Genomic DNA, 25,549 nt, shown 5'->3' with positions numbered 1-25,549 from the left:
TGAGAGGGTTATTTCTTCTTGATCGGCCGGCCGGACCAGTAACCCGCCAGCAGCGAGCCGGACAGGTTGTGCCAGACCGAGAACAGGGCGCCCGGCAGCGCGGCCAGCGGCGAGAAGTAAATCTTGCCCAGGGTGGCCGCCAGACCGGAGTTCTGCATGCCGACCTCGATCGCCAACGTGCGGCAGGTGGATTCGTCGAAGCCGAACAGCTTGCCGCCCCAATAGCCGCTCAGCAGCCCGATGGCGTTGTGCAGGATCACCGCGATGATCACCACCAGGCCGACCGAGGCGATATGGCTCTGGCTGCCCGCCACCACCGCGCTGATGATCGCCAGAATGCAGACCATCGACAGCGCCGGCAGCAGCGGTTCAACCCGCTTGACGGCTTTGGTGAAGGCGTGATGGACGATCAGGCCAAGGCCGATCGGGATCACCACGATCTGCAGAATGCTCAGCAGCATGCCCATGATATCGACGCTGATTTTGGCGTCGACGTACAGGCGGGTCAGCAGCGGGGTGGCGAATACGCCCACCAGGGTGGATACCGCCGAGATGGTGACCGACAGCGCCACGTCGCCCTTGGCCAGATAGATCATCACGTTGGAGGCGGTGCCGCTGGCCACGCTGCCGACCAGCACCATGCCGGCGGAAAGATCCGGCGGCATGCGGAACAGCATCGCCAGGATCCAGGCCGCCAGCGGCATGATCAGATAGTGCAGGAAGATCCCGGCGGCCACCGGCCCGGGGCGCGACAGCACCCGTTTGAAGTCATCCAGCCGCAGCGTGACGCCCATGGCGAACATGATCAGCATCAGCAGCGGGCTGACGTAGGGGCCGATGCCGGTAAAGGTGGTCGGCGTGTAATAGGCGGCGACGGACAGCAGTATCGCCCACAGAGGGAATAAGCGCGTGAGTTTTGCCAGCATTGACGTGGGATTCCTTAGCCAAATTAAGAACGATGGTTGTGTTTGTGGTTGTGTTTGTGGTTGTGTTTGTGGTTGTGTTTGTGGTTGCGTTTTTGCGGGAAATCCCTGCGCGTTATATACCGTTTATTGTTGGCGCAGGGGCGCGGCAAGCCGCGCCCGCTGGAAAAGATAATAACTTATTCGAACAGGTTGTGGTGCAGGGTGCGCACCACCTGCTCGGCGTCGTCGCCCGGCACCAGGAAGCACAGGTTGTAGCTGCTGGCGCCGTAGCAGATCATGCGGATGTTGAACGGGTCGAGCACGCCGAACACCTCTTTGCCCACGCCGCAGGCCTGGGACAATTTGTTGCCGATGATCGCCACCAGCGCCAGGTTTTCTTCCACTTCCACCCGGCACAGCGACGACAGCTCGGTCAGCAGCGAGGTGGTCAGCAGGCTGCCGCCGGTGGAGGTGGAGCCGGTGGTGTCCATGGTCAGCGCCACGCTGACTTCCGAGGTGGTGATCAGGTCAACGGAGATGTTATGGCGCGCCAGAATGCTGAACACTTCGGCCAGGAAACCGCGCGCATGCAGCATGTTCAGGCTGTGCAGGGTCAGCAGGGTTTGCCTGCGGCGCAGCGCCAGCGCGCGGAACAGCGGCGGGTTTTCGGTGGTGTTGCACACCAGCGTGCCGCCGGCGGCCGGATCCTTGCTGGAGCCGACGAATACCGGAATATCGCTGCGCACCGCCGGCAGCAGGGTGGCCGGGTGCAGCACTTTGGCGCCGAAGGTGGCCATTTCGGCCGCTTCTTCAAAGGTTATCTTGTCGATGCGCTTGGCCGCCGGCACCACGCGCGGGTCGGTGGTGTAAATGCCCGGCACGTCGGTCCAGATATCCACCCGGCCGGCGTGCAGCGCTTCGCCCAGCAGCGCGGCGGTGTAGTCGCTGCCGCCGCGGCCCAGGGTGGTGGTGCGGCCTTTCGGTTCGCAGCCGATAAAGCCCTGGGTGACCACCAGGGCTTCCTGCAGACGCGGCTTCAGCAGCGTCTGGGTCAGCTCGCTCAGCGCGGCGCTGTCCGGCACCGCCCGGCCGAAGTGATCGTCGGTGCGCATCACTTTGCGCACGTCGAACCATTCCGCCGGCACTTGACGCGCGCGCAGCACCTCGACGAACAGCAGGGTGGACATCAGTTCCCCATGGCTGACCAGTTCGTCGGTCAGCGCGGTGGAGTTGGCCAGCGCCGCGGCCTCCGACAGCATGGCGATATTTTCCAGCATGCGGTCGATTTCTTCGCGGATCACCTCCGGCGCGTTCAGGCGCTCGAGGATGGCGTACTGGATGCGGCGGATTTCATCGAGCCGGTAGCTGCGCTTGTCGGCATCGCAGCCTTCGGCCAGCGCCACCAGCAGGTTGGTGACGCCGGCGGAGGCGGACAGCACCACCAGGCGCACCTGCGGGTTGGAGAGCACCACGTCGGCGCTGCGGTTCATGGCTTCAAAATCGGCAACGCTGGTGCCGCCGAACTTGGCCACCAGGGTAGAATGTTGGGGTACTGCTAGGGTCATGTAAAACCTCGTGTCAGGGATGCCGTCTTCAGAGGGCACTTTATTTCATAGCCTTGGCACAAGGGGAGAGCGGTAAACAGGGAGCAGGCGTAGAGGTTAAAGCTACGGTACACCCAGAAGCGCCCCACCTTGCCAACCGCCCTACGGGGCGGTTCTGGTGACAACCCAGGGGATTCAGCCCCTGTAGCCGATACGATGATCGCCGCGCATCATCCTACCTCGGCGTCGCTCCCCCTCCTGTGTCGTCGTCGGAATACGGCTCCTCTGACACTCTACCTGGGCGACGCGCCTCTTCTGGCTTGCGCACCGGGTGCGCAAGTAGGCTGTTAGGAATAGCCGGTTATCGCCTTTCTGTCAACGGGCAGACGCTGAGGGATTTTCATCTTGCACCAATGCGATCAGCGTGCAGGGCATGGCCGGCGCCGATCCGGCGCCGATCGGCTGCAGCGAACCGTCTTCGCGTTGGCAGAACAGCGGGATCACCCCCTGATGCTTTTCCAGATATTCCAGCCAGCCAAAGTTCTCGTTCAGCTTGGTCGCCTTGATGGCGGCGCCTTTGGCGATCAGGCTGCTCAACCGGCCGTAGGTGGCCTCCTGGTTGAACAGGATCTCGTGCCGGCGGAAGCGCGAGCTTTCGCCGCTGTTGCCGCGGCCTTTCAACGGCGCGCCGGAGCGGATGGCGAACACGTGATCCTCACCGAAAATATGCCCGAAGTGATAGACCGCCAGCGCGTTCTGATGGCGGTTGGGCGACAGCGCCAGCACCTGGGCGGTGTCGCTCAGGTCGAGGTAGTTTTCGGCATGTTCGGAGTAGGCGTGGCCGTAATAGGCCGGGATGCCTTCCATGCGCGCCTGCCGGTAGTATTCCCAGCTGCTGTCGGTGACGATCACCGGGATATTCATTTTCATCAGCGCCTGCGCCAGCATGCGCGCCACGCCGTTGGCGCCGACGATCAGCACGCCGCGCGGCTTTTGCTGCTGCACCCGCAGCCAGCGGGCCATCATGCCGCTGGTCAGGCTCTGCAGCACCACGGTGCCGATGATGATGGCGAACACCACCGTCACCAGCCGGTCGGCGCCCTGATAGCCGCTGCGCTGCAGCGTCAGCGCGAACAGCGAACTGACCGCGGCGGCGACGATGCCGCGCGGCGCGATCCAGCACAGCAGCAGCCGATCGCGCCAGTGCAGGGAGGAGCGCCAGGTCGACACCGCGATGCACAGCGGACGGGCGATAAACTGCACCGCCAGCAACAGCCCCAGCAGCGGCCAGCCCATGTGCCACAGCGCGTTGATGTCCAGCCGCGCCGCCAAAATGATAAACAGCGCCGAAATGAGGATCGCCGACAGCTCTTCCTTGAACGCCAGAATATCGCTGGTGTCCACGTCGCGCATGTTGGCCAGCCAGATGCCCATCACCGTGACGGTCAGCAGGCCGGATTCATCGGCGATGGCGTTGGAGACGCCGAAGGCGGTCAGCATGATCGCCAATACCGCCAGGTTTTGCAGATAGCGCGGCAGCCAGACGCGGCGCAGCGCCAGCCCCAGCAGATAACCGAACAGCGCGCCGGCGATCAGGCCGACGGCGGCGGTGGTGCCCAGCGTCCAGAACAGGTGGGTATAGGATTCCGCATTCTGTTTGAGCACGATAAATTCGAACACCAGCAGGGTGAAGATGGCGCCGACCGGGTCAATGACGATCCCTTCCCAGCGCAGCACCTGGTTGATGTTGGCGTTTGGCCGCACCACGCGCATCAGCGGGGCGATCACCGTGGGCCCGGTCACCACCGTCACCGCGCCGATCAGCGCCGCCAGCTCCGGCGGGAAATCCAGCAGCCACCAACTGGCGACGCTGATGACCAGAAAGGTCACCAGCATGCCGATGCTCACCAGGTTGCGCACCACGCCGCCGAGGCCGCGTATTTCCTCGACCCGCAGCGTCAGCGCGCCCTCAAACAGAATGATCGCCACCGACAGCGACACCAGCGGAAACAGCAGATCGCCGAACAGCAGGTCCGGCTGCACCAGGTGCGCCGCCGGCCCGAGCACGATGCCGAACAGCAGCAGCGGCAAAATGGCCGGCAGCCGCAGCAGCCAGGCCAGCCACTGCGCCAGCAGCGAACTGAGGCCGATGACCACCAACATTAACGGGGCAGATAATTCCATAGAGGAGATCCCTTTCAAATACGGTATGAACGACAAAATGGCACATTCCAGTGACAATTCTGCAGCCCTGATAACAGGCTGTCAGCCAAAAGTATAGGGGAAAAGCTGAAACGATGCGGCACGCGTTGACAGTTAGCGCCTATCGCAAGAAAAGAGATCATAATCACAGTCGAACAGGCTACAATCGGACAACCACGTCACCTTTATTCTCAAGCCTAAGAGTGTTGCTATGAAAAATATCAATCCTAGTCAAACCGCTGCTTGGCAAGCCCTGCAGCAACATTTTGCACAGATGAAAGACGTCCGCATCGCCGATCTGTTTGCGCAGGACAGTGAGCGTTTCACCAAGTTTTCCGCCACCTTCGACGACCAGATGCTGGTGGATTACTCCAAAAACCGCATCACTGAAGAAACCCTGGAAAAACTGCAGGCGCTGGCGAAAGAGACCGATCTGCAAGGCGCGATCAAGTCGATGTTCGCCGGCGAGAAAATCAACCGCACCGAAGACCGCGCGGTGCTGCACGTTGCCCTGCGCAACCGCAGCAACAGCCCGATCGTCGTCGACGGCAAAGACGTGATGCCGGAAGTGAACGCGGTGCTGGCAAAAATCAAACAGTTCTGCGGCCGGGTGATCGGCGGCGATTGGAAAGGCTACACCGGCAAGCCAATCACCGACGTGGTGAACATCGGCATCGGCGGTTCGGACCTCGGCCCTTATATGGTCACCGAAGCGCTGCGCCCGTATAAAAACCACCTGAACATGCATTTCGTCTCCAACGTCGACGGCACCCATATCGCCGAGACGCTGAAACCGCTGAACCCGGAAACCACGCTGTTCCTGGTGGCGTCCAAGACCTTCACCACCCAGGAAACCATGACCAACGCCCACAGCGCGCGCGACTGGTTCCTGAACAGCGCCGCCGACCCGCAGCACGTGGCGAAACACTTCGCCGCGCTGTCGACCAACGGCAAGGCGGTGGCCGAGTTCGGCATCGATACCGACAACATGTTCGAGTTCTGGGACTGGGTTGGCGGCCGTTACTCCCTGTGGTCGGCGATCGGCCTGTCGATCGCGCTGTCCGTGGGCTACGACAATTTCGAACGGCTGCTGAGCGGCGCGCATGCGATGGATCAGCACTTCGCGAACACCCCGGCGGAGAAAAATCTGCCGGTGCTGCTGGCGTTGATCGGCATCTGGTACAACAACTTCTTCGGCGCCGAAACCGAAGCCATCCTGCCTTACGATCAGTACCTGCATCGCTTTGCCGCTTACTTCCAGCAGGGCAACATGGAATCCAACGGCAAATACGTCGATCGCAACGGCAACCCGGTCGATTACCAGACCGGCCCCATCATCTGGGGCGAACCGGGCACCAACGGCCAGCACGCGTTCTATCAGCTGATTCACCAGGGCACCAAGCTGGTTCCCTGCGACTTTATCGCCCCGGCGGTCAGCCATAATCCGCTGAGCGACCATCACGCCAAGCTGCTGTCGAACTTCTTCGCGCAAACCGAAGCGCTGGCGTTCGGTAAATCGCTGGAGGTGGTGGAGGCCGAATTCGCCGCGCAGGGCAAGACGCCGGAAGAGGTCAAGCACGTGGCGCCGTTCAAGGTGTTCGAAGGCAACCGCCCGACCAACTCCATCCTGCTGCGTGAAATCACCCCGTTCAGCCTGGGCAGCCTGATCGCGCTGTACGAGCACAAAATCTTTACCCAGGGCGCGATCCTGAACATCTTCACCTTCGACCAGTGGGGCGTGGAGCTGGGCAAACAGCTGGCCAACCGCATCCTGCCCGAGCTGGCGGGCGGCGAGAAAGTCAGCAGCCACGACAGCTCAACCAATGCGCTGATCAACCGCTTCAAGGAATGGCGCTAATCGCCGCCTGAATTGAAGCCAATAAAAAACCCGCCGCGGCGGGTTTTTTTAGCTCTGCAGATTTTACAGATCGATCGGCACTTCGAAGCTGACGCCGGCGCCCACGTCGTCCGCCGTGCTGGCGTCGCTGTTGGTGTACCACAGGCTGGTATCGAATTTGACTGCGGAAGGGAAGGTGTAGCCCCAGCCGAGCTGAACGCCTTTCAGCGTGTCGGATTTCGGGAACGCCTGGTTGATGGACTGATTGACCGGGTTCACCTTGGCGTACACCAGACGGGTGCTCCAGCGCTGGCTGTCATCCAGCACCAGCTCTACGCGGCCGGACAACATCTGGCCGTCGCCGCCCATGGCGTGGCCCAGCGGGTAACCCTGCTGGTAGTAACCACCCTTATAGGTGTAGTGGTTATACACGTAATTTTTGCGGTTACGGTCGGCGCGGGTGTCCGCCCCTTCAATCGACCAGTTAATGGTGGATGAACCCCACTCCGGGTGACCTTCCAGGCCCAGAAGATAGGTGTTCTTCGACGGCAGCATGCCGGCTTCGTCTTCACCCACCAACTGGCCGTACAGGCTGACCGGCATGCCGATCAGCGGCTGCATTTTCAGCTTGAAATCGAAGCCGGCGAGCTGGTTGCCCGGATCGTTGCCCTGGCCGGAATCATCGTTGTCTTTACCGGTTGCCGCATCCCAGAAAGAGCTCCAGGATTGCGGACGGCCTTCACCGCCCCATTGCATGATGCGCGAGGCGCCCAGTTCGAGGAAGTCGGTCGGCATCATGGTAAAGCGGCCGCCGATCAGTTTGGTGTGAGGTACTGCGGTATATTGCGACAGCTGGCCGGCGGTCAGCTGGTACTGCCAGCGGCCAATCCACGACAGCCATGGCGTTTCGAACGGCGACTGGTCGGCGCGCTGCAGCAGGAAGCCGGTGACCGGGCGCGCGGCGTCGGAGCGGATCAGGCTGCCGTCATAGCCAGGGCCCCACCATTGGGAAACTTCACCGAAGGACAGCCACTGGTTCCAGATCTTCACCGCACCGTAGGAACCCTGCATATTGAATTTGGAGCCGTCGCTGACGCGCTGATCGCCTTCGACCGACCCCTGCAGACGCACGTCCCAGAATTCGCCGTTGGCGCCGGCGCCGATGGTCAGGCGATCGTCGGCGTATTCATTCTGACCGAAACCCTGCGGAGTGCCGGGCTTGTCGGTGGAAGCGTAACCGCTGACGCGGATATTGGCTTTTAACGCATCAACGCGGCGTTGCACGCGATCGATGACGTTCTTTTCGGTATTGGTCACCGGTTTGGCCTGGGCGATGACCGAGCTGATTTCTTCCTGGCTCAGCGGCCAGGTGGACAGGCTGACGTTAATCACGCCGCGGTCGGACAGCCACGCGAGATCGTTGCGCAGATCGTTGTCAGGGGTCACCAGACCGGCGGCATGGCCGGTTAATGCACAGGTAAACAGGCCCGCCGCGACCAGTCCGTTAAGTTTAGCGCGCATAAAGAATTCCCTTGTTAATTCGAGGTTATTGGTTTTATGTAAAGATCTATGTCCCATCATAGTTGACATTTCAATTTGCTACAAATATATCCACCAGAAATATCTTAATGTAACCAGTTGAATTGAATTAGGTTTAAAGTGCTTCCGCAGGGCGGGCAAATTTTAAGATAATGCCTATGTCAGGATTTATGGGTAATTTCAGCGCTATTTATGAGGGGGTTTTATGGCGAAAACATCGCGTTCGATAATGATTGCAAAGGGACTGCAGCGGGTGCTGAACGTTGGCCTGCTGCTGTTGGCGGCTATCCTGGTGATTTTTCTGGTTAAGGAAACCATTCACCTGGCGAAAGTATTATTTGTCAACAGCGAGGAGTCATCCTCCTACCTGCTGATTGAAGGCATCGTGATTTACTTCCTGTACTTCGAGTTTATCGCCTTGATCGTAAAGTATTTTGAGTCGGGTTATCATTTCCCGCTGCGCTATTTCATTTATATCGGCATTACCGCGATTATTCGTTTGATCATAGTGGATCATAAAAATCCCTTTGATACCTTAATTTATGCTGGCGCGATATTGTTGCTGGTGGTGACGCTCTACCTGGCCAACACCGACCGACTAAAGCGCGAGTAACTGCCCGTTATCTGCGTGGTTGGATGCCATAAAAATGGCGGCCCCTGGGGCCGCCGAAGACACAGGCAAGTACATCAAGCGCATTGCAGTGGCACAAATTTAGCCTTTCACCCCGCCGGCCGTCAGGCCGCCCACCAGCCAGCGCTGCGCCAGCAGGAACACGGCGGTAATCGGGATGGCCGACAGCACCGCCGCGGCGGCGAAGTCGCCCCACAGATAGTTCTGCGGATTGAGATATTGCTGCATGCCGACCGCCAGCGTGTAGCTGTTCACGTCGCGCAGCAGCAGCGAGGCCACCGGCACTTCGGTGATGGCGGCGATAAACGACAGAATGAACACCACCGCCAGAATCGGCACCGACAGCGGCAGCAGCACCAGGCGGAAGGCCTGCCAGGGGCTGGCGCCATCCAGCGCCGCCGCTTCCTCCAGCGAATTATCGATGGTCTCGAAGTAGCCTTTGATGGTCCAGACGTGCAGCGCAATGCCGCCCATGTAGGCGAAGATCACCCCGCCGTGGGTGTTCAGGCCGATAAACGGCAGGTACTGGCCCAGCCGATCGAACAGGGCGTACAGCGCCACCAGCGACAGCACCGCCGGGAACATCTGGAAAATCAGCATGCTTTTCAGCAGCGTGCTTTTGCCGCGAAAGCGCATGCGGGCAAAGGCGTAGGCGCAGGTGGTGGACAGGGTGACGATGCCGATGGCGGTGATCACCGCGATCTTGATCGAGTTCCACAGCCACAGCAGCACCGGGAACGGCGGCGGCGTCACGCTGCCGTCGGCGTGGGTAACGCTGAGGCCGAGCGCCAGCCGCCAGTGATCCCAGGAAATCTGCTCGGGTATCAGGCTGCCGGTGGCGAAGTTGCCGGAGCGCAGCGAGATGGCCACCACCATCAGCAGCGGGAACATGATCAGGGCGATAAAGCTCAGCATCAGAATATGGGTGATCCACAGACGCAGGCGCTGGGATTTGGGTTGAACCATGGCCATTATTATTCTCCCTAATCAAAGTTCATCTTGCTGGCTTTCAGATTCAGAATCGCCAGCGCGCCCACCAGCAGGAAAATCAGCGTGGCGATGGCGGCCGCCAGGCCGAAGTCTTGCCCGCCGCCGCCTTCGAAGGCGATGCGGTAGGTGTAGCTGACCAGCAGGTCGGTAGAGCCGGCCGGCGTGGTGGTGCCGATCATGTCCGGGCCGCCGTTGGTCAACAGCTGGATCAGCACGAAGTTGTTAAAGTTGAAGGCGAAGCTGGCGATCATCAGCGGCGTCAACGGCTTGATCAGCAGCGGGAAGGTAATGCGGAAGAAGTTCTGCAGCGGGCTGGCGCCGTCCATCGCCGAAGCCTCGTACAGATCGTCGGGTATCGCTTTCAGCAACCCCATGCACAGGATCATCATGTACGGGTAGCCCAGCCAGGTGTTGACGATCAGAATCATGCTCTTGGCGGTGATCGGATCGCTGAACCAGGCCGGTTTGATGCCGAACAGGTGGCTGAGCATCATGTTGATCTCGCCGAAGCTTTGGTTGAACAACCCCTTGAAGATCAGAATCGAAATAAACGACGGTACCGCATAGGGCAGGATCAACAGCACGCGATACGCCGCCTTGCCTTTCAGCGCTTCCCACTGCACCACGCAGGCCAGCACCATGCCGACCGCCACGGTGAGGATCACGGTCATCACCGAGAACAGGATGGTCCAGATGAAGATTGAAATGAACGGTTTTTTGATGCCCTCATCCTGCAGCACCCGCAGGAAGTTTTTCCAGCCGGTGGTGACGGTATAGCCCGGGCTGAGGGTTTCCTGCCCCCAGTTGCCGTCGGCGTTGACCGCCTGATAGAAGCCGATTTCGGCGTTTGGCCGATACGTCACCCGGGTCTGATTATTGGTCAGCGCGCCATCGTCTTTGTTCAGCGCATACAGCGGGCTGGTGCCGGAGAACTGGCGCAGGGAACTCATGCGCAGCTCGCCGCCGTCGGGCAATTGGGCGACCAGCTGGTTCAGCGCCTGACGATTCTGCGTGATCACCCGCAGCGTGGCGCGTTCGCCCGCCGGCTCGGCGCTTTCCGCCGTCAGCTTCAGGGTCTGCGGCGCCGCGGGGTCGAAGCGGAAAGGTTCGGAGATAAGCCGCTCGCCGCTGTCCGGATGGGTCAGCTGCAGTCGCCACTGCTGGTTGTCCGCCGGATACAGGCCGAAGCTGAAGGTTTTCCCGGTCTGGAACTGGCGCTGCATCAGCACCGACTGCGCGCGTTCGAAGGTCAGCTGGTTGGTGCTGCTGTAGTTGGTAAAGGCGATGGCGATGGTGCAAATCAGCGGGAACAGGACAAACAGCCCCATGCCGGCGACGCCCGGATACACATAGCGCCAGGCGTAGGCGCGGCGGTTGGCGAAGACGTACAGCCCGGCGCTGACCAGGATCAGCGTCATGATGGCGAACAGATATTCACCCTGTGCATACATCAACACAATCAGATAGCAGGTGATCAGGCTGAACAGGCCGATAACCAGCCATTTCAACCCCTCACTCTGCCACCACTTCGACTTTTTTCGCACAGCCGAGCCGGCGTGAGCTAATTGCATAGGGCGTTCCTTTCTGTGGAGCGACAGCGGGGCACCGTGGCGCCCCGCACGGCGTCGTTACTTGGTGATGCGGGTCTGCACGTCATCCAGCGCGGCTTTCACCGTCTGGCGGCCGCTGACGGCGTTGATCACCGCACTGCGTTCGGCGTACCAGAAGGCGCTCATCTGCGGAATGTTCGGCATGATTTCGCCGTTTTGCGAGTTCTGCATGGTGGCGGCGATCTTCGGATCTTTCGCCAGCACCTCCTGGTAGGACTTCAGCGCCACGGCGCCCAACGGTTTGTCTTTGTTGACGTCCGCCAGGCCTTCGTTGGTCAGCAGATAGTTTTCCAGGAATTCGGTCGCCAGCTCCTTGTTCGGGCTGGCGGCGTTGATGCCGGCGGTCAGCACGCCGACGAAGGGTTTGGACGGCTTGCCTTTAAAGGTCGGCAGCAGGGTCACGCCGTAGTTGATCTTGCTTTGCTCGATGTTGCTCCAGGCCCAGGGACCGTTGATGGTCATGGCGGTCTGGCCCTTGTTGAACGCCGCTTCGGCGATCGAGTAATCGGTGTCGGCGTTGACGTGCTTGTTCTTCACCAGATCGACGATGAACTGCAGGCCGGCCTGCGAGCCGGCATTGGCCACGCCGACGTCCTTGATGTTGTACTTGCCGTTCTCATACTTGAAGGCGTAACCGCCGTCGGCGGCGATGATCGGCCAGGTGAAGTAGGGTTCCTGCAGGTTCCACATGATGGCGCTCTTGCCGCTGGCGCGCAGCTGCTTGTCCAACGCCGGGATCTCTTCCCAGGTCTTCGGCGCCTGCTTGATCAGGTCCTTGTTATAAATCAGCGACAGCGCTTCAACGGCGATCGGGTAGCCGATCAGCTTGCCGTCATAGCGCACCGCGTCCCAGGTGAACGGGAACAGTTTGTCCTGGAAGGCCTTGGACGGGTGGATTTCGGCCAGCAAGCCGGATTGCGCATAGCCGCCGAAGCGGTCATGGGCCCAGAAGATGATGTCCGGGCCGTCGCCGGTGGCGGCCACCTGCGGGTATTTTTCTTCCAGCTTGTCCGGATGCTCGATGGTGACCTTGATGCCGGTGTCTTTCTCGAACTTTTTGCCGACCTCGGCCAGGCCGTTATAGCCCTTGTCGCCGTTGATCCAGATAACCAGTTTGCCTTCCTCGATCTTGGCGAAGGCGGAAGAAGAGAGCACCAGGGTGGTCAGAGCCGAAAGCACCAGCGTGCGGGCGGTGGTAATGCTGCGAGTCATAATCCGGTCCTTTTTATTGTGGGCACATAAATCGAGGAGAGCAGTTTCGCGGTAATAGTGGGTCACAAAGCGACACATTCTCATCCTCCCCCCGTCTACGCCCCATGCCGACGTAGTGTGATCCAGTTAACATTGCGCTCTATTCTGTGGCGTCAGGCACAAAATGGGGGGACGATTTTTGCCGGGTTGATCACAGATTTGCCTTAAGCGGGGAACTTCTCAGCGCCGCGGTCGTTCTCTCATCCTCCCGTCTCCTCCCCCATGAAAAATCCTGTTACGGATGATTACCCTTTCCGGCAACTCCCGCACTATCGGCCACATTGATTTTCAACGCCACGCGCAGCAGGGAACCTGATTTATGTCGCCAACGCCTATCGTCGCTCAGCCCACCCTGTACCGGATCCATCCGGTCAGTTTCCGCGATGGAAACGGCGACGGCGTGGGCGACGTGCACGGCATGCTGGCGGCGTTGCCCTACCTTAACGCGCTGTCGATCGATGGCCTGCTGCTGCCGCAGGCGCTGCCGCCGGAGGCCAGCGCCGCGGTGGCGGCGCAAGGGTTGGCGCTGTGGTATTGCGACGGCGGCAGCTACGTTCGCCACGCCGTCGCGCCGCAGCAGTATGCCCGCAGCCCGCTGGCGCTGGACGTGGTGCCGTTCAGCGTGGAAAAGCTGGTGGCGGTGCTGCACGCTCGCCGCGCTACCCTGGCGGACAGCCTGTGGAGCACCGGCGACGCCGATCAGCCGCGGGTGGTCAGCCATTGGGGGCAGGGCGATCTGCGCTCCGCCGACGCTTTTTTGACGCTGCTGGCGATGCTGCCGGCGCCGATCTGCCTGTATCAGGGCGAGGAGCTGGGATTGCCGCACGCCGCCGGGCTGCAGGACCCGCGGGGCGCGCAGACGCGCATGCCGTGGCATGAGGCCCCCGAACAGGTGACCGCCGGTGAAATTGACTGGTATCAGCAGGTGGCTATCGAGCACCGCGCGCTGGCCATCAGCCGCCAGCAGCACGACAGCCACTCCACCCTGCGTTACTGCCAGTCGCTGCTGGCGTTGCGTCGCTCACCGCTGATCCAGCGCGGCGAACTGAACGCGGTCAGCCAGCGAAATGGCGTGGTTCGCTTACTTATTACCCATCAGGATCAATGCCTTGAAGCGCTGATTAACCTGCAGCCTTATACTCAGGCGGCCGCGCCGTCTGAGGCGACCTTGCCATTGGCATGGCAGCACGGCGCGCAGCAAGAGGGTCATCAATGGGTTTTGGCGGGCTTTGCGTCCGCCATTTTTACACGAAATGTTAACTGCGAAAGCAGGGGAGTAACGCATGGCTAGCGTCACACTGCGCGGCGTTTATAAGGCCTTCGGCGAGGCTGTGATTTCCAAAGACGTCAATCTGACCATCGATGACGGCGAGTTTGTGGTGTTTGTCGGGCCCTCGGGCTGCGGCAAATCGACGCTGCTGCGCATGATCGCCGGGCTGGAGGACATCACCTCCGGCGAGCTGCTGATCGGCGAAAAACGCATGAACGACGTGCCGCCTTCCGAGCGCGGCATCGGCATGGTGTTCCAGTCCTACGCGCTGTATCCGCACCTGTCGGTGGCGGACAACATGTCGTTCGGCCTCAAATTGGCCGGCGCGAAGAAGGCCGATATCGCCCAGCGGGTGAACCAGGTGTCGGAGGTGCTGCAGCTGGCGCACCTGCTCGATCGGCGGCCGAAGGCGCTGTCCGGCGGGCAGCGTCAGCGCGTGGCGATCGGCCGCACGCTGGTGGCCGAACCGGACGTGTTCCTGCTCGACGAGCCGTTGTCCAACCTCGACGCCGCGCTGCGGGTGCAGATGCGCATCGAGATCTCCCGCCTGCACAAGCGCCTGCAGCGCACCATGATCTACGTGACCCACGATCAGGTCGAAGCGATGACGCTGGCCGACAAGATCGTGGTGCTCGACGCCGGGCGCGTGGCCCAGGTCGGCAAGCCGCTGGAGCTGTACCACTATCCGGCCAATCGCTTCGTCGCCGGGTTCATCGGCTCGCCGAAAATGAATTTCCTGCCGGTCAAGGTGACCGCCGCAGAGCCACAACGGGTGCAGGTCGAACTGCCGAACCGCCAGCTGGTGTGGCTGCCGGTGGAAGGCGCCGAGGTTCAGCCCGGCACCAATCTGTCTTTGGGCATCCGCCCGGAGCATCTGCTGCCCGGCGACGCTTCCGAAGTTCGTCTGACCGGTGATGTACAGGTGGTCGAGCAGCTCGGCAACGAGACGCAAATCCACATCCAAATCCCGGCAATCCGTCAAAACCTGGTGTACCGCCAGAACGACGTGGTGCTGGTAGAAGAAGGTGCAACATTCGCCATCGGCCTGCCGCCTCACCGCTGCCATCTGTTCCGTGAAGACGGTACGGCATGTAAACGGCTGCACCAGGAGCCGGGCGTTTAAAGCATCACAGTCTGTATAACAGGAGAATAATGATGACTACTCTGCGCAAACTTCCTCTGGCACTGGCAATCGCCGCCGGTGTGCTGACCACCCAGGCCATGGCCGTCGATTTTAAAGGCTATGCCCGTTCCGGCATCGGCTGGACCGGCAGCGGCGGTGAGCAACAGTGCTTCCAGGCCACCGGGGCCTCGAGCAAATACCGTCTCGGCAACGAATGCGAAACCTACGCCGAACTGAAACTGGGGCAGGAAGTGTGGAAGGAGGGCGACAAGAGCTTCTACTTCGATACCAACCTGGCCTACTCCGTTTCGCAGCGTTCCGACTGGGAAGACGTGACGCCGGGCTTCCGCGAAGTGAACGTGCAGGGTAAAAACCTGATCGACTGGCTGCCGGGCTCCACCATGTGGGCCGGTAAGCGCTTCTATCAGCGTCATGACGTCCATATGATCGACTTCTACTACTGGGATATTTCCGGCCCGGGCGCCGGCCTGGAAAACATCGATCTGGGCTTCGGCAAGCTGTCCGCCGCGGTGACCCGCAACTCCGAATCCGGCGGTTCTTACGGTTACCTGGATAACGAGTGGGATCAGCGCCCAACCGTCAACGACACCTTCGACGTGCGTCTGGCCGGCCTGGAGCTGAACCCGGGCGGCACCCTGGAGCTGGGCGTGGACTACGGCCGCGCCAACGTGCAGGACGGTTACAGCCTGGCCGACGGCGCCAGCAAAGACGGCTGGATGTTCACCGCAGAACATACCCAAAGCATCCTGAGCGGCTACAACAAGTTCGTGCTGCAGTACGCCACCGACTCCATGACCTCGCAGAACAACGGCCGCAACCAGGGCGCGACCATCGACAACAACGGCAAGATGATCCGCGTGCTGGATCACGGCGCCATCGACTTCAACGATAAATGGGCGCTGATGTACGTCGGCATGTTCCAGGACATCGATCGCGACAACGACAACGGCACCACCTGGTACACCCTGGGCGTGCGGCCGATGTACAAATGGACGCCGATCATGAGCACCCTGCTGGAAGCCGGCTACGACAACGTCAAGTCCCAGCGCACCGGCGATCGCAACGGCCAGTACAAAGTGACCCTGGCGCAACAATGGCAGGCGGGCAACAGCATCTGGTCGCGTCCGGCCATCCGCGTGTTCGCCACCTACGCCAAGTGGGACGAGAAATGGGGCTACGCCACCAACAGCGATACCGGTTACGCCACCGGCACCGCCTATAACGACACCAGCATGCACACCTTCAGCCGCGGCAATGACGATGAAGTCACCTTCGGCGCCCAGATGGAAATCTGGTGGTAATGACAGGACGGGGAGAGCCGCGTGCTTTCCCCAACATGTATTCGCCGACGCCGGCTCTCTTGCCTGACCTGCGTCGGCGCCGATAGAGGGTATAACAATGAAAAAAAATCTGCTGTCGCTCTGCCTGTCGCTGGCGCTGAGCCTGGGTGCGCCGCTGGCGGCCTATGCCGATACGCCGGCCAACGTCTCCGTCGCGCCGGCCATCAGCGCCGCCACGCTGCAAAGTCTGCCGTGGCAACCGCTGCAGCCGCCGGTCACGCAGGAGGTGAAACTCGATAACGTCAGCCCGCAGATCAACCAGGGCGACATTCAGGGGGCCATCGCCGCCTATACGCTGCCGGCCGATCGCGGATCGCTGGAAGTCACGCTGAGCAGCATCAGCAAGAATAATTCGATTTATGCGCCGAGCGTACTGGTGCTGGATGAACACCTGCGGCCGGCGGCCTATTACCCGAGCAGCTACTTCCCGTATCAGCCGCCGGGCGCGATGTCTTCCGATCGGCTGGAGGGCACGCTGAAGCTGACCCCGGCGCTGGGGCAAAAGCAGATTTACCTGTTGGTGTACACCACCCGCCAGGATTTGGCCAAAACCACCCAGCTGACCAACCCGGCCAAGGCCTATGCCGCCGGCGTAGGCAACGCGGTGCCGGATATCCCGGACCCGGTCGCCAGCCACGGCACCGGCGGCACGCTCAGGCTGAAAGTGACCGCCGAGCAGGGCAGCGGCAACGTGATGATCGGCATGCTGCAACCGGCGCCGACCGCGACGCCGGTGGTGGTGGGGTCAACCGCGCCTGTCGCAACGGCGGCTGCGGCTCCGGCGCCCGCGCCGGCCAAACCGGCGGAGCCGATGCTCAACGACACGGAAAGCTATTTCAATAACGGCATCAAACAGGCGGTGAAGGCGGGGGATATCGATAAAGCGCTGAAGCTGATGAATGAGGCCGAGAAACTGGGTTCCACCACAGCGCGTAAAACCTTTATCAGCAGCGTTAAAGGCAAGGGGTAGTACCCGACGCTGCCGATGCTGGCTCTATGACTGGTGCGCTTCGGCGCACCTTTTTTCATCCGCGGGCCAGGGTTTCGCCGCTCGGCGTCAGCAGGCGGGCGTTATCCACCCGCCGCTCCGGCATGCCGCGCGTCATCGCCCCCTCCAGCGCCACATCCACATAATATTCCCCGCCAGTGACCAGCTGCGGCACCGGCAGCGAAGGCGAAACTTTGCCGAGGATCACGGAATCACCGCCGTAACGGCTCCCGAAGGTAGAGAAAACCGCGGGCAAAAAAGATGACAGCCCGGGCATTTTTTATCGCGGTTCAACCTATTCTGACCCCACGAATCAGCCTGCCGCTTTTGCATTTCTGCGTTACAATGGAGGCCTGTTAACGGTTTGTATCGTCTGGCGCGGCACGCAGCGTGCGGCCTCAGGCGTGGAGTAGAGCAATGTCTGGCAATAGGGACTCGATCCTGCCGCCGCTTGAGTGGTTATCCGATCGGCATTCGCCGCCGCCCGCCGCCGTGAGCGACTGGCTGATGGAATTAGGCTCCATGACCCGTCGTTTTGAACGTCATTGCGCGCGGGTGCACGTTGAACCGCAGCGCGAATGCTTCGTGAGCCGTGACGAGCTGGGGGAAGAGGCGGAGCATCTGCCCGCAAGCCCGCGTTACTGGCTGCGCGAAATCGTGCTGCTGGGCGATAACCGGCCCTGGCTGCTGGGGCGCACGGTGATCCCGCAGGAAACCCTGACCGGCCCCGACCTGGCGCTGGTGGACCTGGGCACGCTGCCGCTGGGGCGTTATCTGTTCAGCAGCGGCGAACTGACCCGCGATTACATTCACATCGGCCGGCAGGATGCGCTGTGGGCGCGGCGTTCTCGTCTGCGGCTGGCGGGCAAACCGCTGCTGCTGACCGAGCTGTTTTTACCGGCTTCACCGCTGTATGCGGCGGATCCCGCTTAAAGAGGAGAGGAAAGACCTTGGAGGGAAGCGTGACTCAAAGCAAATGGCGGGCTTACAGCCATCTGATGCGCATCGATAAGCCGATCGGCAGCCTGCTGCTGCTGTGGCCGACGCTGTGGGCGCTGTGGCTGGCCGGGCAGGGCGTGCCGCCGCTGTCGATCCTGCTGGTGTTCGTGCTCGGCGTGTTCCTGATGCGCGCCGCCGGCTGCGTGGTGAACGACTACGCCGACCGCGCGGTCGACGGCCACGTGAAGCGCACCGCCGGGCGGCCGATGCCGAGCGGCCGGGTGAGCGAGAAAGAGGCCAAGGTGCTGTTCGTGGTGCTGGTGCTGATCTCGTTTGGTCTGGTGCTGACGCTGAATGCCATGGCCATCTGGCTGTCGCTGGCGGCGCTGGCGCTGGCGTGGGTTTATCCGTTTATGAAGCGGGTGACCAACCTGCCGCAGTTCGTGCTGGGCGCCGCCTTCGGCTGGGGCATTCCCATGGCCTACGCCGCGGTCAGCGAAGCGCTGCCGCTGAGCTGCTGGCTGCTGCTGCTGGCCAACATTTGCTGGACGGTGGCTTACGACACGCTGTATGCGATGGTGGACCGCGATGACGACCTGAAAATCGGCGTCAAATCCACCGCCATCCTGTTTGGCCGCTACGACAAGCTGATCGTCGGGTTGCTGCAGTTCGCCACCCTGCTGCTGCTGCTGTGGGTCGGGTATCTGGCGCAGCTGGGCGGGGCGTTTTACTGGTCGCTGCTGCTGGCGGGCGCGCTGTTCATCCATCAGCAAAAGCAGGTCGCCACCCGCGAGCGCGAAGCCTGCTTCAGGGCGTTTCTGCACAATAACTACGTCGGGCTGGTGGTGTTTATCGGCATCGCGCTGAGTTATTTGCCGGCTTAAGCGCCGCGAGCAATAAAAAAGGCACCCGAGGGTGCCTTTTGCATTTCCGGTTCGCGCGGATCAGCCTTCTTTCTCTTCCTCTGCGGTCGCCTCTGGCAGCGCATTGGTTTCCGCCGGCATGCTGACGCTCTCGATGGTCAGCTTGATCTCCGGGGTGATCAGATCGCTCAGCATGCTGTACACCTCGAGGGTGTGCTCGCGGATGGCATCGCCGATGTCGTTGATGTAGCCCTCTTCACGCAGCGTCGCCACCAGGGTGGAGAACACCGCCTTGTCGAAGAACTCCGGCGCGTTGATGCCGTGCAGCACCGACAGGCGCTGCGCCATGATGCGGCTCTCTTTCTCCAGCGCGCCGCGGTTGATGCTCGGGTTGGTGCTGAGGATCGACATGGTGATGGCGTAGCGTTGCAGGGTTTCGCGCACGCCGGCGGCCAGCAGCTGCAGCGGACGGATGCGCGCCGGGTTCAGCACCAGATCCTCGCCTTTGCCGCAGATCAGCTGTTGGCGGATCATTTCGCCGATCAGCGGCTGCAGCACCTGTTCCAGCTGTTCCTTGTCGTTATGCAGGAACAGCTCGGCTTTCAGCATCGGGTAAATCAGACCGATCTGCCGCAGCAGCTCGGCGCGCGACACCTTGCGGTGGTGCATCACGATGGTGGCGATCAGGGAAGGCAGCACCAGCAGGTGATGGATATTGTTGCGGTAATAGGTCATCAGCACCGCCTGCTCGCGCGGCAGGATGATGATATCGCCGATGTTGTCCTTCTCCACCTCGAACTTGTTCATGTTCAACGCGTGATCCAGCAGCTCATCCGGCGTCTGGGTCGGCACCGTGACGTCGTGCGCGTAAGGCACGTTGCGCATCAGTTGCAGGTAGCACTCGAGCTGTTCGAGCAGCTGCTCGCGGGTCAGCGAACGCTGGCGCGAGGCCAGCAGCGCGGTGGAGCACAGATTCATGGCGTTGGCCGCGGCGGCGTTGTTGATGCGCACCATGATTTTGGCCGCCAGATCGTTGACCGTCGGCGTCAGCCAGCTTGGGCGCTGGGCTTCGATCGGGTCGATCGATTCGCGCCACTGCGGCACGTGCTGGTTCAGATAGGCGGTCAGCGGCAGCGGATCGCCGAAGTTGACGTAGCCCTGGCCCAGGTTGCGCAGCTTGCGCAGGCCGCGCAGCATCTGCAGCAGGCTCTCTTTTTCCTTGGTGGCGCCGCGCAGCTCTTTGGCGTAGGTGCCCACTTCCATCACGTGCTCGTAGCCGATGTAGATAGGCACCAGGGTGATGGGACGGGTGCCGCCGCGCAGCATCGCCTGGATGGTCATCGACAGGGTGCCGGTCTTCGGTTCCAGCAGGCGCCCGGTGCGCGAGCGGCCGCCTTCGACGAAGTATTCCACCGAGTAGCCGCGGGTGAACAGTTCGCCGAGGTACTCGCGGAATACCGTGGAGTACAGCTTGTTGCCCTTGAAGGTGCGGCGAATGAAGAACGCGCCCAGGCGGCGGAAGATCGGCCCGGCCGGCCAGAAGTTGAGGTTGATGCCGGCCGCGATGTGCGGCGGCACCAGGCCCTGGTGATACAGCACGTAGGACAGCAGCAGGTAGTCCATGTGGCTGCGGTGGCAGGGCACGTAGACGATTTCGTGGCCGTCCTGCGCCAGCTGGCGCACGCGTTCGGCGTTGGTGACGTTGATGCCCTGATACAGCCGGTTCCAGGTCCAGCTCAGCACGCGGTCGGAGAGGCGCACGGTCTCGTAGGAGAAGTCGGCGGCGATCTCTTCCATCAGCGCGATGGCGTTCTGCTGGGCTTTTTCGTGGGAAATCTTCTTGCTGCGCGCCTCGTCCTCGACCGCTTTTTCGATCGCCTTGGACGCCAGCAGCTTGTTGAACAGATCCTGACGCGCCGGCAGGCTTGGGCCGACCGCGGCCAGGCGCTGGCGCGAGAAGTGCATGCGCGCCACGCGCGCCAGCTTCTGCGCGATGATTTTATCCGTGCCGTGTTCGGAGGCCATGCGGCGCAGCGAGACGGTATTGGAGAAGCGCACGAAGCTGTCGCGGCCGAGCCACAGCACGGCGAAGAATTTCTGCACGCCGTTCAGCAGGCGCAGATGCGGCGTGCCTTGCCCTTCGCGGCCCGGCGAGCGGCCAAACATCACCGAGACCGGCAGCATCTGGATGTCGAGATCCGGATTGTTGCGGTGCAGGTCCAGGTAGTCGTGGAACAGCTTTACCGACTCTTCCTTCGGCGTGTAGTAGCGGAACACGCGCGGGCCGTCGTGAATGAACACGTGGCTCGGCAGCACCGTGCCGTCAATTTCCAGCGGGTTGAGGGGGTCGGGCAGATCCTGCGCCAGGCACTGAGTGCGCAGCGTCAGCAAATCCGCCTTGGAATTATAAGGCAAAACATACAAAATCGGCCGTGAGGGATCCAACCCTAATTCCGTGACCGGATCTGAAGGGATAACCTTACTTCTTACCAACAATTTGAGTGGTAAATTCAATAATTTATAATAAATTTTACGCCAACCTGACATAACAACGTGAAGCCTCTTGTTAGCAATGCGCCGCAAGCATACCAGAAACCGGGTAGCAGATCTGTGGTGTTGGAAAACCGAGAGCCGATAACGCTGGCTGATCTAGACTCTTTTTATTATGACTTACCTCTGAGAAAGGCACCGAAAACATGGCGAACCAAGCAACCGGCCTGACCCGTATTATTAAAGCCGCCGGCTACTCTTATAAAGGACTTTCCGCCGCCTGGCAGCACGAGGCGGCGTTCCGCCAGGAGCTGGTGGCGACCCTGCTGGCCATCATACTGGCGATCTGGCTGGATGTGGGTGCGATAGCGCGCATTTTGTTGATCGGATCGGTGGCGCTGGTGATGATCGTCGAGATCCTGAACAGCGCGATCGAGGCGGTGGTCGACCGCATCGGCAGCGAGCATCATGAGCTCTCCGGCCGGGCGAAGGACATGGGGTCGGCGGCGGTGTCGCTGGCGATCCTGCTGGCGCTGTTCGTCTGGGGCTCGGTGCTGTGGCAACACTTCCTTTGAGCGGGGCGCTAATCCCTGATTTTTATTCATTCTTCGGTTCCCAATCCGCGCTTACCTGTATATACTCACAGCAAGACTGTATAAACAAACAGGGGGCGGAATGAAAGCACTAACTACCAGACAGCAAGAGGTCTATGATCTGATTCGCGATCATATTTCGCAGACGGGCATGCCGCCGACGCGTGCCGAGATCGCTATGCGTCTGGGGTTCCGCTCGCCAAATGCCGCCGAAGAACACCTGAAGGCGCTGGCGCGCAAAGGGGTGATCGAGATCGTCTCCGGCGCGTCACGCGGCATCCGCCTGCTGATGGAAGATGAAGAAGGCCTGCCGCTGATCGGCCGGGTGGCCGCCGGCGAGCCGCTGCTGGCGCAACAGCATATCGAAGGCCACTACAAGGTGGATCCTTCGCTGTTCAAACCGAACGCGGATTTCCTGCTGCGGGTCAACGGCATGTCGATGCGCGACATCGGCATTCTGGACGGCGATCTGCTGGCGGTGCACAAGACTCAGGACGTGCGCAACGGCCAGGTGGTGGTGGCGCGCATTGAGGACGAAGTCACGGTCAAACGCCTGAAAAAACACGGCAACGTGGTTGAACTGCTGCCGGAAAACAGCGAATTCCAACCGATCGTGGTCGATCTGCGTCAGCAGAATTTCACCATCGAAGGCCTGGCGGTCGGCGTGATCCGCAACGGCGACTGGATTTAACCGCCGCGCCCGAACGGTCGTCCCCCGATTTAAATCGCCCCTGCTTTGGGGCGATGTCATTTCTGATTCAATATCGTGCCCAATCGCTTTCAATGCGCAGCCGACACGCCTGCAGCTTGGTAAGATGAAGGGTATCCACGGGAACATTTCACCATGCGCCTGATCTCCGCCTTTTCCGCCTTCACCAGCGACACCGATAAAGCCCTGTGGCGTCTCGCCCTGCCGATGATTTTTTCCAATATTACCGTGCCGCTGCTCGGGCTGGTGGATACCGCGGTGATCGGCCATCTCGATAGCCCGACCTATCTCGGCGGCGTGGCGATCGGCGCCATGGCCACCAGCTTCCTGTTTATGCTGTTGCTGTTCCTGCGCATGAGCACCACCGGCTTGGCCGCACAGGCGCTGGGGGCGCAGAACCCGCAGGCGCTGGCGCGCGCCTTTATGCAGCCGCTGCTGTTGGCGGTGCTGGCCGGGCTGGCCATTGTGCTGTTGCGCCAGCCGCTGATTGATGCGGCGCTGGGGATCGTCGGCGGCGACGCCGAGGTACTGCGGCAGGCGCGGCTGTTTCTTGAGATCCGTTGGCTGAGCGCCCCGGCGGCGCTGGCCAATATGGTGATCCTCGGCTGGCTGCTCGGCGTGCAGTACGTGCGCGCGCCGGTGATCCTGTTGATCGTCGGCAACCTGCTGAACATCGTGCTGGATATCTGGCTGGTGATGGGGCTGGGCTGGAACGTGCAGGGGGCGGCGACGGCGACCGCCATCGCCGAATACGCCACGCTGCTGCTCGGGCTATGGCTGTCGTGGCGCGTGATGCGGCTGCGCGGCATTTCACCGCCGATGCTGCAGCAGGCCTGGCGCGGTAACCTGCGGCGCCTGCTGGCGCTAAACCGCGACATTATGCTGCGCTCGCTGTTGCTGCAGCTGTGCTTCGCCTCTCTGACCATTTTTGGCGCGCGCCTTGGCAGCGAAGTGGTGGCGGTGAATGCGGTGCTGATGAACCTGCTCACCTTTACCGCCTATGCGCTGGACGGTTTCGCTTACGCGGTGGAGGCGCATTCGGGCCACGCCTACGGCGCCCGCGACGACCGCCAGCTGAGGAGGATATGGCGCGCCGCCTGCCGTCAGGCCTGCCTGGTGGCCCTGGCCTTTGGCGCGGCTTACGCCGTTGCCGGCCAGCAGATCGTGGCGGCGCTGACCTCGCTGCCGGAGCTGCGCGCGTTGGCCAATCACTATCTGCCGTGGCAGGTGGCGCTGCCGTTGGTCGGCGTATGGTGCTACCTGCTGGACGGCATGTTTATCGGCGCCACCCGCGGCGCGGAAATGCGCAACAGCATGGCGGTGGCGGCGGCAGGTTATGGGCTCACCTTGTTCAGCGTGCCGCTGCTGGGCAACCATGGGCTGTGGCTGGCACTGGCGGTCTTTCTCTCGCTGCGCGGCCTCTCTCTGGGTTGGATCTGGCATCGCCACCGGGTGCGCGGCAGCTGGTTTTCAGCGACATAGTCGATGCTGAATGACGCAAAATCATTAATTTTATTTATGTTTTAATTCATATTTAGTTACATGTTTTCGTTGCCGAACTTAACCCGTTAGCAGGCTGTTTTTCGGCGTTTTCTACTGTTATACGAAGTTTGAATGGATTTAAATTCTGCTTACTTTTTATTTGTCGCTATCTGATTCTATACTTAATCATGTGGCTGGCGACGTGAGCAGGGGAGCGGCGCCCCTTTGGTTAGCGCATATAAACCATAAAAATTACTGAGTAATGCGCCCGGCCAGCAGGATCTGAAACTGATTCACCACAGGTTAACGGAGAGACTATGAACAAAGATCAAGCCGACGGTAACTGGAAGCAGTTTAAAGGGAAAGTGAAGGAACAATGGGGCAAGCTGACCGATGACGATCTGGCGGTTATCGAAGGGAAACGCGAACAGCTTGTCGGCAAAATCCAGGAGCGCTATGGCTACCAGAAAGAGGCGGCCGAGAAAGAAGTGAAGTCCTGGGAAGATCACAACAAGTATCGCTGGTAGCGCGACGGGCCGCTGCGGATTGCGGCCGGAAGCTGCCATTGATGGCCTGGCGTTTCCCCCCTTGGCGCCATGGCCGCAGGTACAGGGAGGTACCTGATCCCGCCTATTTCTTCTTGATGGCGATGCTGTGATCGTGTTCGCCGCAATCATGCTTGCTGTCGCAGGCCTCAACCTCAACGCAGCCGGCGCACAGGCCGTGGGCTTCCACCACGCTGTGGCGCAGCGCGAACCCTGACTCTTGCGCCAATTTTTGCAGCGTATCTTCTACGCCTTCGGTGGTGCGTTCGGTCACCTGCCCGCAGCGATCGCAAATAAACAGCGCGGAGGTATGCATCGGCTGTTCAAAATGGTGGCACAACACATAGCTGTTGGCGGATTCCACCCGGTGGATAAACCCTTGCTCGAGCAGGAAATCCAGCGCGCGGTAGACCGTTGGCGGCTTGGCCTGCGGTTCGACGACGCGCAGCAGGTCGAGCAGGTCGTAAGCGCTGATGGCACCGGGCTGCTGCGCCATCAGGCGCAACACTTCCAGCCGTTGCGGCGTCAATCGCACATTGCGTTGCTGGCAGAGCTGTTCAGCCTGCGCCAGCAGCTTTTCCTGGGTGGTTGAGTTCATCGCAAATATCCCGGTACGTAAAAAAGCGATTTTAACATGATTACGGCGAATCGCCGAGAGTTGGCCCCTTTTCCCCTGA

22 protein-coding genes and 1 riboswitch are annotated in these 25,549 nt (G+C 61.1%); of the genes, 12 read left to right on the top strand and 10 right to left on the bottom strand.

The genetic code is table 11. The features are described 5' to 3' along the window. Window positions 1-8: 8 nt before the first annotated feature. The 3 genes from panS to CKW09_RS22225 form a co-directional block, all read right to left on the bottom strand. Complete coding sequence (gene panS, locus CKW09_RS22235) at window positions 9-926, bottom strand: ketopantoate/pantoate/pantothenate transporter PanS (protein ID WP_061799213.1); 918 nt, start codon at window positions 924-926, stop codon at window positions 9-11. Window positions 927-1,102: 176 nt separating this feature from the next. After that, the gene (lysC, locus tag CKW09_RS22230; protein WP_061799211.1) at window positions 1,103-2,470 is read right to left on the bottom strand and encodes a lysine-sensitive aspartokinase 3; all 1,368 of its coding nucleotides are present in this window, start codon (window positions 2,468-2,470) and stop codon (window positions 1,103-1,105) included. A 109-nt stretch (window positions 2,471-2,579) separates the two neighbouring features. Continuing rightward, a riboswitch (Lysine riboswitch) is annotated at window positions 2,580-2,772 on the bottom strand. Window positions 2,773-2,824: 52 nt separating this feature from the next. Continuing rightward, complete coding sequence (locus CKW09_RS22225) at window positions 2,825-4,633, bottom strand: cation:proton antiporter (RefSeq protein ID WP_061799209.1); 1,809 nt, start codon at window positions 4,631-4,633, stop codon at window positions 2,825-2,827. A 229-nt stretch (window positions 4,634-4,862) separates the two neighbouring features. Between CKW09_RS22225 and pgi the strand changes: the two genes are divergently transcribed. Beyond that, window positions 4,863-6,509, top strand: coding sequence for a glucose-6-phosphate isomerase (pgi, locus tag CKW09_RS22220; RefSeq protein ID WP_095099511.1), 1,647 nt, complete (start codon window positions 4,863-4,865; stop codon window positions 6,507-6,509). A 63-nt stretch (window positions 6,510-6,572) separates the two neighbouring features. On the opposite strand, the gene CKW09_RS22215 is transcribed toward pgi, so the two are convergent. Beyond that, entirely contained in the window at window positions 6,573-8,009 is a 1,437-nt protein-coding gene (locus tag CKW09_RS22215) for a capsule assembly Wzi family protein (protein WP_061799206.1), read from the bottom strand. 223 nt (window positions 8,010-8,232) lie between these two features. On the opposite strand from CKW09_RS22215, the gene psiE reads away from it, so the two are divergent. Continuing rightward, window positions 8,233-8,640, top strand: a complete 408-nt coding sequence (gene psiE, locus CKW09_RS22210) for a phosphate-starvation-inducible protein PsiE (RefSeq protein WP_061799205.1) — start codon at window positions 8,233-8,235, stop codon at window positions 8,638-8,640. A gap of 99 nt (window positions 8,641-8,739) precedes the next feature. Here the strand turns inward: psiE and malG are convergent, their stop codons facing one another. Genes malG through malE form a run of 3 tightly spaced genes read right to left on the bottom strand, consistent with a single transcriptional unit; the run spans window position 8,740 to window position 12,470 of the window. Continuing rightward, the gene (gene malG / locus CKW09_RS22205; protein WP_061799204.1) at window positions 8,740-9,630 is read right to left on the bottom strand and encodes a maltose ABC transporter permease MalG; all 891 of its coding nucleotides are present in this window, start codon (window positions 9,628-9,630) and stop codon (window positions 8,740-8,742) included. An 11-nt stretch (window positions 9,631-9,641) separates the two neighbouring features. After that, the gene (malF, locus tag CKW09_RS22200) at window positions 9,642-11,219 is read right to left on the bottom strand and encodes a maltose ABC transporter permease MalF (RefSeq protein ID WP_095099508.1); all 1,578 of its coding nucleotides are present in this window, start codon (window positions 11,217-11,219) and stop codon (window positions 9,642-9,644) included. Window positions 11,220-11,276: 57 nt separating this feature from the next. Beyond that, window positions 11,277-12,470, bottom strand: a complete 1,194-nt coding sequence (gene malE, locus CKW09_RS22195) for a maltose/maltodextrin ABC transporter substrate-binding protein MalE (protein WP_061799201.1) — start codon at window positions 12,468-12,470, stop codon at window positions 11,277-11,279. 358 nt (window positions 12,471-12,828) lie between these two features. Here malE and CKW09_RS24970 point away from each other — a divergent pair, with 358 nt between their 5' ends. The 4 genes from CKW09_RS24970 (at window position 12,829) to malM (ending at window position 17,233) form a co-directional block, all read left to right on the top strand. Continuing rightward, the gene (locus tag CKW09_RS24970) at window positions 12,829-13,800 is read left to right on the top strand and encodes an alpha-amylase family glycosyl hydrolase (RefSeq protein WP_095099504.1); all 972 of its coding nucleotides are present in this window, start codon (window positions 12,829-12,831) and stop codon (window positions 13,798-13,800) included. Beyond that, window positions 13,793-14,902 carry a maltose/maltodextrin ABC transporter ATP-binding protein MalK gene (gene malK, locus CKW09_RS22185; protein WP_061799198.1) on the top strand — a complete coding sequence of 370 codons (1,110 nt, stop codon included), beginning with the start codon at window positions 13,793-13,795 and terminating at the stop codon, window positions 14,900-14,902. Before CKW09_RS24970 ends, malK begins: the two co-directional genes overlap by 8 nt. Window positions 14,903-14,931: 29 nt before the next feature. Further along, a complete protein-coding gene (locus tag CKW09_RS22180) occupies window positions 14,932-16,224 on the top strand; it encodes a maltoporin (RefSeq protein ID WP_145957259.1) in 1,293 nt (430 codons plus the stop codon). Window positions 16,225-16,321: 97 nt separating this feature from the next. Beyond that, the gene (gene malM / locus CKW09_RS22175) at window positions 16,322-17,233 is read left to right on the top strand and encodes a maltose operon protein MalM (RefSeq protein ID WP_061799195.1); all 912 of its coding nucleotides are present in this window, start codon (window positions 16,322-16,324) and stop codon (window positions 17,231-17,233) included. 55 nt (window positions 17,234-17,288) lie between these two features. Here malM and CKW09_RS24630 read toward each other — a convergent pair whose 3' ends face one another. Further along, window positions 17,289-17,459 carry a nucleoside hydrolase gene (locus CKW09_RS24630; protein ID WP_231922105.1) on the bottom strand — a complete coding sequence of 57 codons (171 nt, stop codon included), beginning with the start codon at window positions 17,457-17,459 and terminating at the stop codon, window positions 17,289-17,291. A 209-nt stretch (window positions 17,460-17,668) separates the two neighbouring features. Here CKW09_RS24630 and ubiC point away from each other — a divergent pair, with 209 nt between their 5' ends. Together ubiC and ubiA are read left to right on the top strand one after the other, a co-directional pair. Then, window positions 17,669-18,184, top strand: coding sequence for a chorismate lyase (gene ubiC / locus CKW09_RS22165; RefSeq protein ID WP_061799193.1), 516 nt, complete (start codon window positions 17,669-17,671; stop codon window positions 18,182-18,184). Window positions 18,185-18,201: 17 nt separating this feature from the next. Continuing rightward, entirely contained in the window at window positions 18,202-19,074 is an 873-nt protein-coding gene (gene ubiA / locus CKW09_RS22160) for a 4-hydroxybenzoate octaprenyltransferase (protein WP_061799192.1), read from the top strand. A gap of 60 nt (window positions 19,075-19,134) precedes the next feature. Here the strand turns inward: ubiA and plsB are convergent, their stop codons facing one another. After that, window positions 19,135-21,600: a glycerol-3-phosphate 1-O-acyltransferase PlsB gene (gene plsB / locus CKW09_RS22155; protein ID WP_095099498.1), complete on the bottom strand. Its 2,466-nt coding sequence runs from the start codon at window positions 21,598-21,600 to the stop codon at window positions 19,135-19,137. A gap of 149 nt (window positions 21,601-21,749) precedes the next feature. Between plsB and CKW09_RS22150 the strand changes: the two genes are divergently transcribed. The 4 genes from CKW09_RS22150 to CKW09_RS22135 all read left to right on the top strand — a co-directional run bounded on the left by CKW09_RS22150 (window position 21,750) and on the right by CKW09_RS22135 (window position 24,854). Further along, the gene (locus tag CKW09_RS22150; protein ID WP_061799189.1) at window positions 21,750-22,118 is read left to right on the top strand and encodes a diacylglycerol kinase; all 369 of its coding nucleotides are present in this window, start codon (window positions 21,750-21,752) and stop codon (window positions 22,116-22,118) included. 100 nt (window positions 22,119-22,218) lie between these two features. Next, a complete protein-coding gene (gene lexA / locus CKW09_RS22145) occupies window positions 22,219-22,827 on the top strand; it encodes a transcriptional repressor LexA (RefSeq protein ID WP_061799187.1) in 609 nt (202 codons plus the stop codon). Between the two features lie 153 nt (window positions 22,828-22,980). Then, window positions 22,981-24,327: an MATE family efflux transporter DinF gene (gene dinF, locus CKW09_RS22140; RefSeq protein WP_061799185.1), complete on the top strand. Its 1,347-nt coding sequence runs from the start codon at window positions 22,981-22,983 to the stop codon at window positions 24,325-24,327. Between the two features lie 317 nt (window positions 24,328-24,644). Further along, a complete protein-coding gene (locus CKW09_RS22135; protein WP_061799184.1) occupies window positions 24,645-24,854 on the top strand; it encodes a CsbD family protein in 210 nt (69 codons plus the stop codon). A 103-nt stretch (window positions 24,855-24,957) separates the two neighbouring features. Here CKW09_RS22135 and zur read toward each other — a convergent pair whose 3' ends face one another. Next, entirely contained in the window at window positions 24,958-25,470 is a 513-nt protein-coding gene (gene zur / locus CKW09_RS22130) for a zinc uptake transcriptional repressor Zur (protein ID WP_061799183.1), read from the bottom strand. Between the last annotated feature and the right edge of the window lie 79 nt (window positions 25,471-25,549).

This window comes from Serratia ficaria, from assembly GCF_900187015.1.
GTDB lineage: Bacteria > Pseudomonadota > Gammaproteobacteria > Enterobacterales > Enterobacteriaceae > Serratia > Serratia ficaria.
Note: the sequence above shows the minus strand (reverse complement) of the source record. Positions and strands in the feature narration are given on the sequence as shown.

What these genes read in the sequence shown, in the direction of transcription:
- panS (WP_061799213.1), bottom strand. Translation starts at nt 926, where the DNA reads ATGCTGGCAAAACTCACGCGCTTATTCCCTCTGTGGGCGATACTGCTG.
- lysC (WP_061799211.1), bottom strand. Translation starts at nt 2,470, where the DNA reads ATGACCCTAGCAGTACCCCAACATTCTACCCTGGTGGCCAAGTTCGGC.
- CKW09_RS22225 (WP_061799209.1), bottom strand. Translation starts at nt 4,633, where the DNA reads ATGGAATTATCTGCCCCGTTAATGTTGGTGGTCATCGGCCTCAGTTCG.
- pgi (WP_095099511.1), top strand. Translation starts at nt 4,863, where the DNA reads ATGAAAAATATCAATCCTAGTCAAACCGCTGCTTGGCAAGCCCTGCAG.
- CKW09_RS22215 (WP_061799206.1), bottom strand. Translation starts at nt 8,009, where the DNA reads ATGCGCGCTAAACTTAACGGACTGGTCGCGGCGGGCCTGTTTACCTGT.
- psiE (WP_061799205.1), top strand. Translation starts at nt 8,233, where the DNA reads ATGGCGAAAACATCGCGTTCGATAATGATTGCAAAGGGACTGCAGCGG.
- malG (WP_061799204.1), bottom strand. Translation starts at nt 9,630, where the DNA reads ATGGCCATGGTTCAACCCAAATCCCAGCGCCTGCGTCTGTGGATCACC.
- malF (WP_095099508.1), bottom strand. Translation starts at nt 11,219, where the DNA reads ATGCAATTAGCTCACGCCGGCTCGGCTGTGCGAAAAAAGTCGAAGTGG.
- malE (WP_061799201.1), bottom strand. Translation starts at nt 12,470, where the DNA reads ATGACTCGCAGCATTACCACCGCCCGCACGCTGGTGCTTTCGGCTCTG.
- CKW09_RS24970 (WP_095099504.1), top strand. Translation starts at nt 12,829, where the DNA reads ATGTCGCCAACGCCTATCGTCGCTCAGCCCACCCTGTACCGGATCCAT.
- malK (WP_061799198.1), top strand. Translation starts at nt 13,793, where the DNA reads ATGGCTAGCGTCACACTGCGCGGCGTTTATAAGGCCTTCGGCGAGGCT.
- CKW09_RS22180 (WP_145957259.1), top strand. Translation starts at nt 14,932, where the DNA reads ATGATGACTACTCTGCGCAAACTTCCTCTGGCACTGGCAATCGCCGCC.
- malM (WP_061799195.1), top strand. Translation starts at nt 16,322, where the DNA reads ATGAAAAAAAATCTGCTGTCGCTCTGCCTGTCGCTGGCGCTGAGCCTG.
- ubiC (WP_061799193.1), top strand. Translation starts at nt 17,669, where the DNA reads ATGTCTGGCAATAGGGACTCGATCCTGCCGCCGCTTGAGTGGTTATCC.
- plsB (WP_095099498.1), bottom strand. Translation starts at nt 21,600, where the DNA reads ATGTCAGGTTGGCGTAAAATTTATTATAAATTATTGAATTTACCACTC.
- CKW09_RS22150 (WP_061799189.1), top strand. Translation starts at nt 21,750, where the DNA reads ATGGCGAACCAAGCAACCGGCCTGACCCGTATTATTAAAGCCGCCGGC.
- lexA (WP_061799187.1), top strand. Translation starts at nt 22,219, where the DNA reads ATGAAAGCACTAACTACCAGACAGCAAGAGGTCTATGATCTGATTCGC.
- dinF (WP_061799185.1), top strand. Translation starts at nt 22,981, where the DNA reads ATGCGCCTGATCTCCGCCTTTTCCGCCTTCACCAGCGACACCGATAAA.
- CKW09_RS22135 (WP_061799184.1), top strand. Translation starts at nt 24,645, where the DNA reads ATGAACAAAGATCAAGCCGACGGTAACTGGAAGCAGTTTAAAGGGAAA.
- zur (WP_061799183.1), bottom strand. Translation starts at nt 25,470, where the DNA reads ATGAACTCAACCACCCAGGAAAAGCTGCTGGCGCAGGCTGAACAGCTC.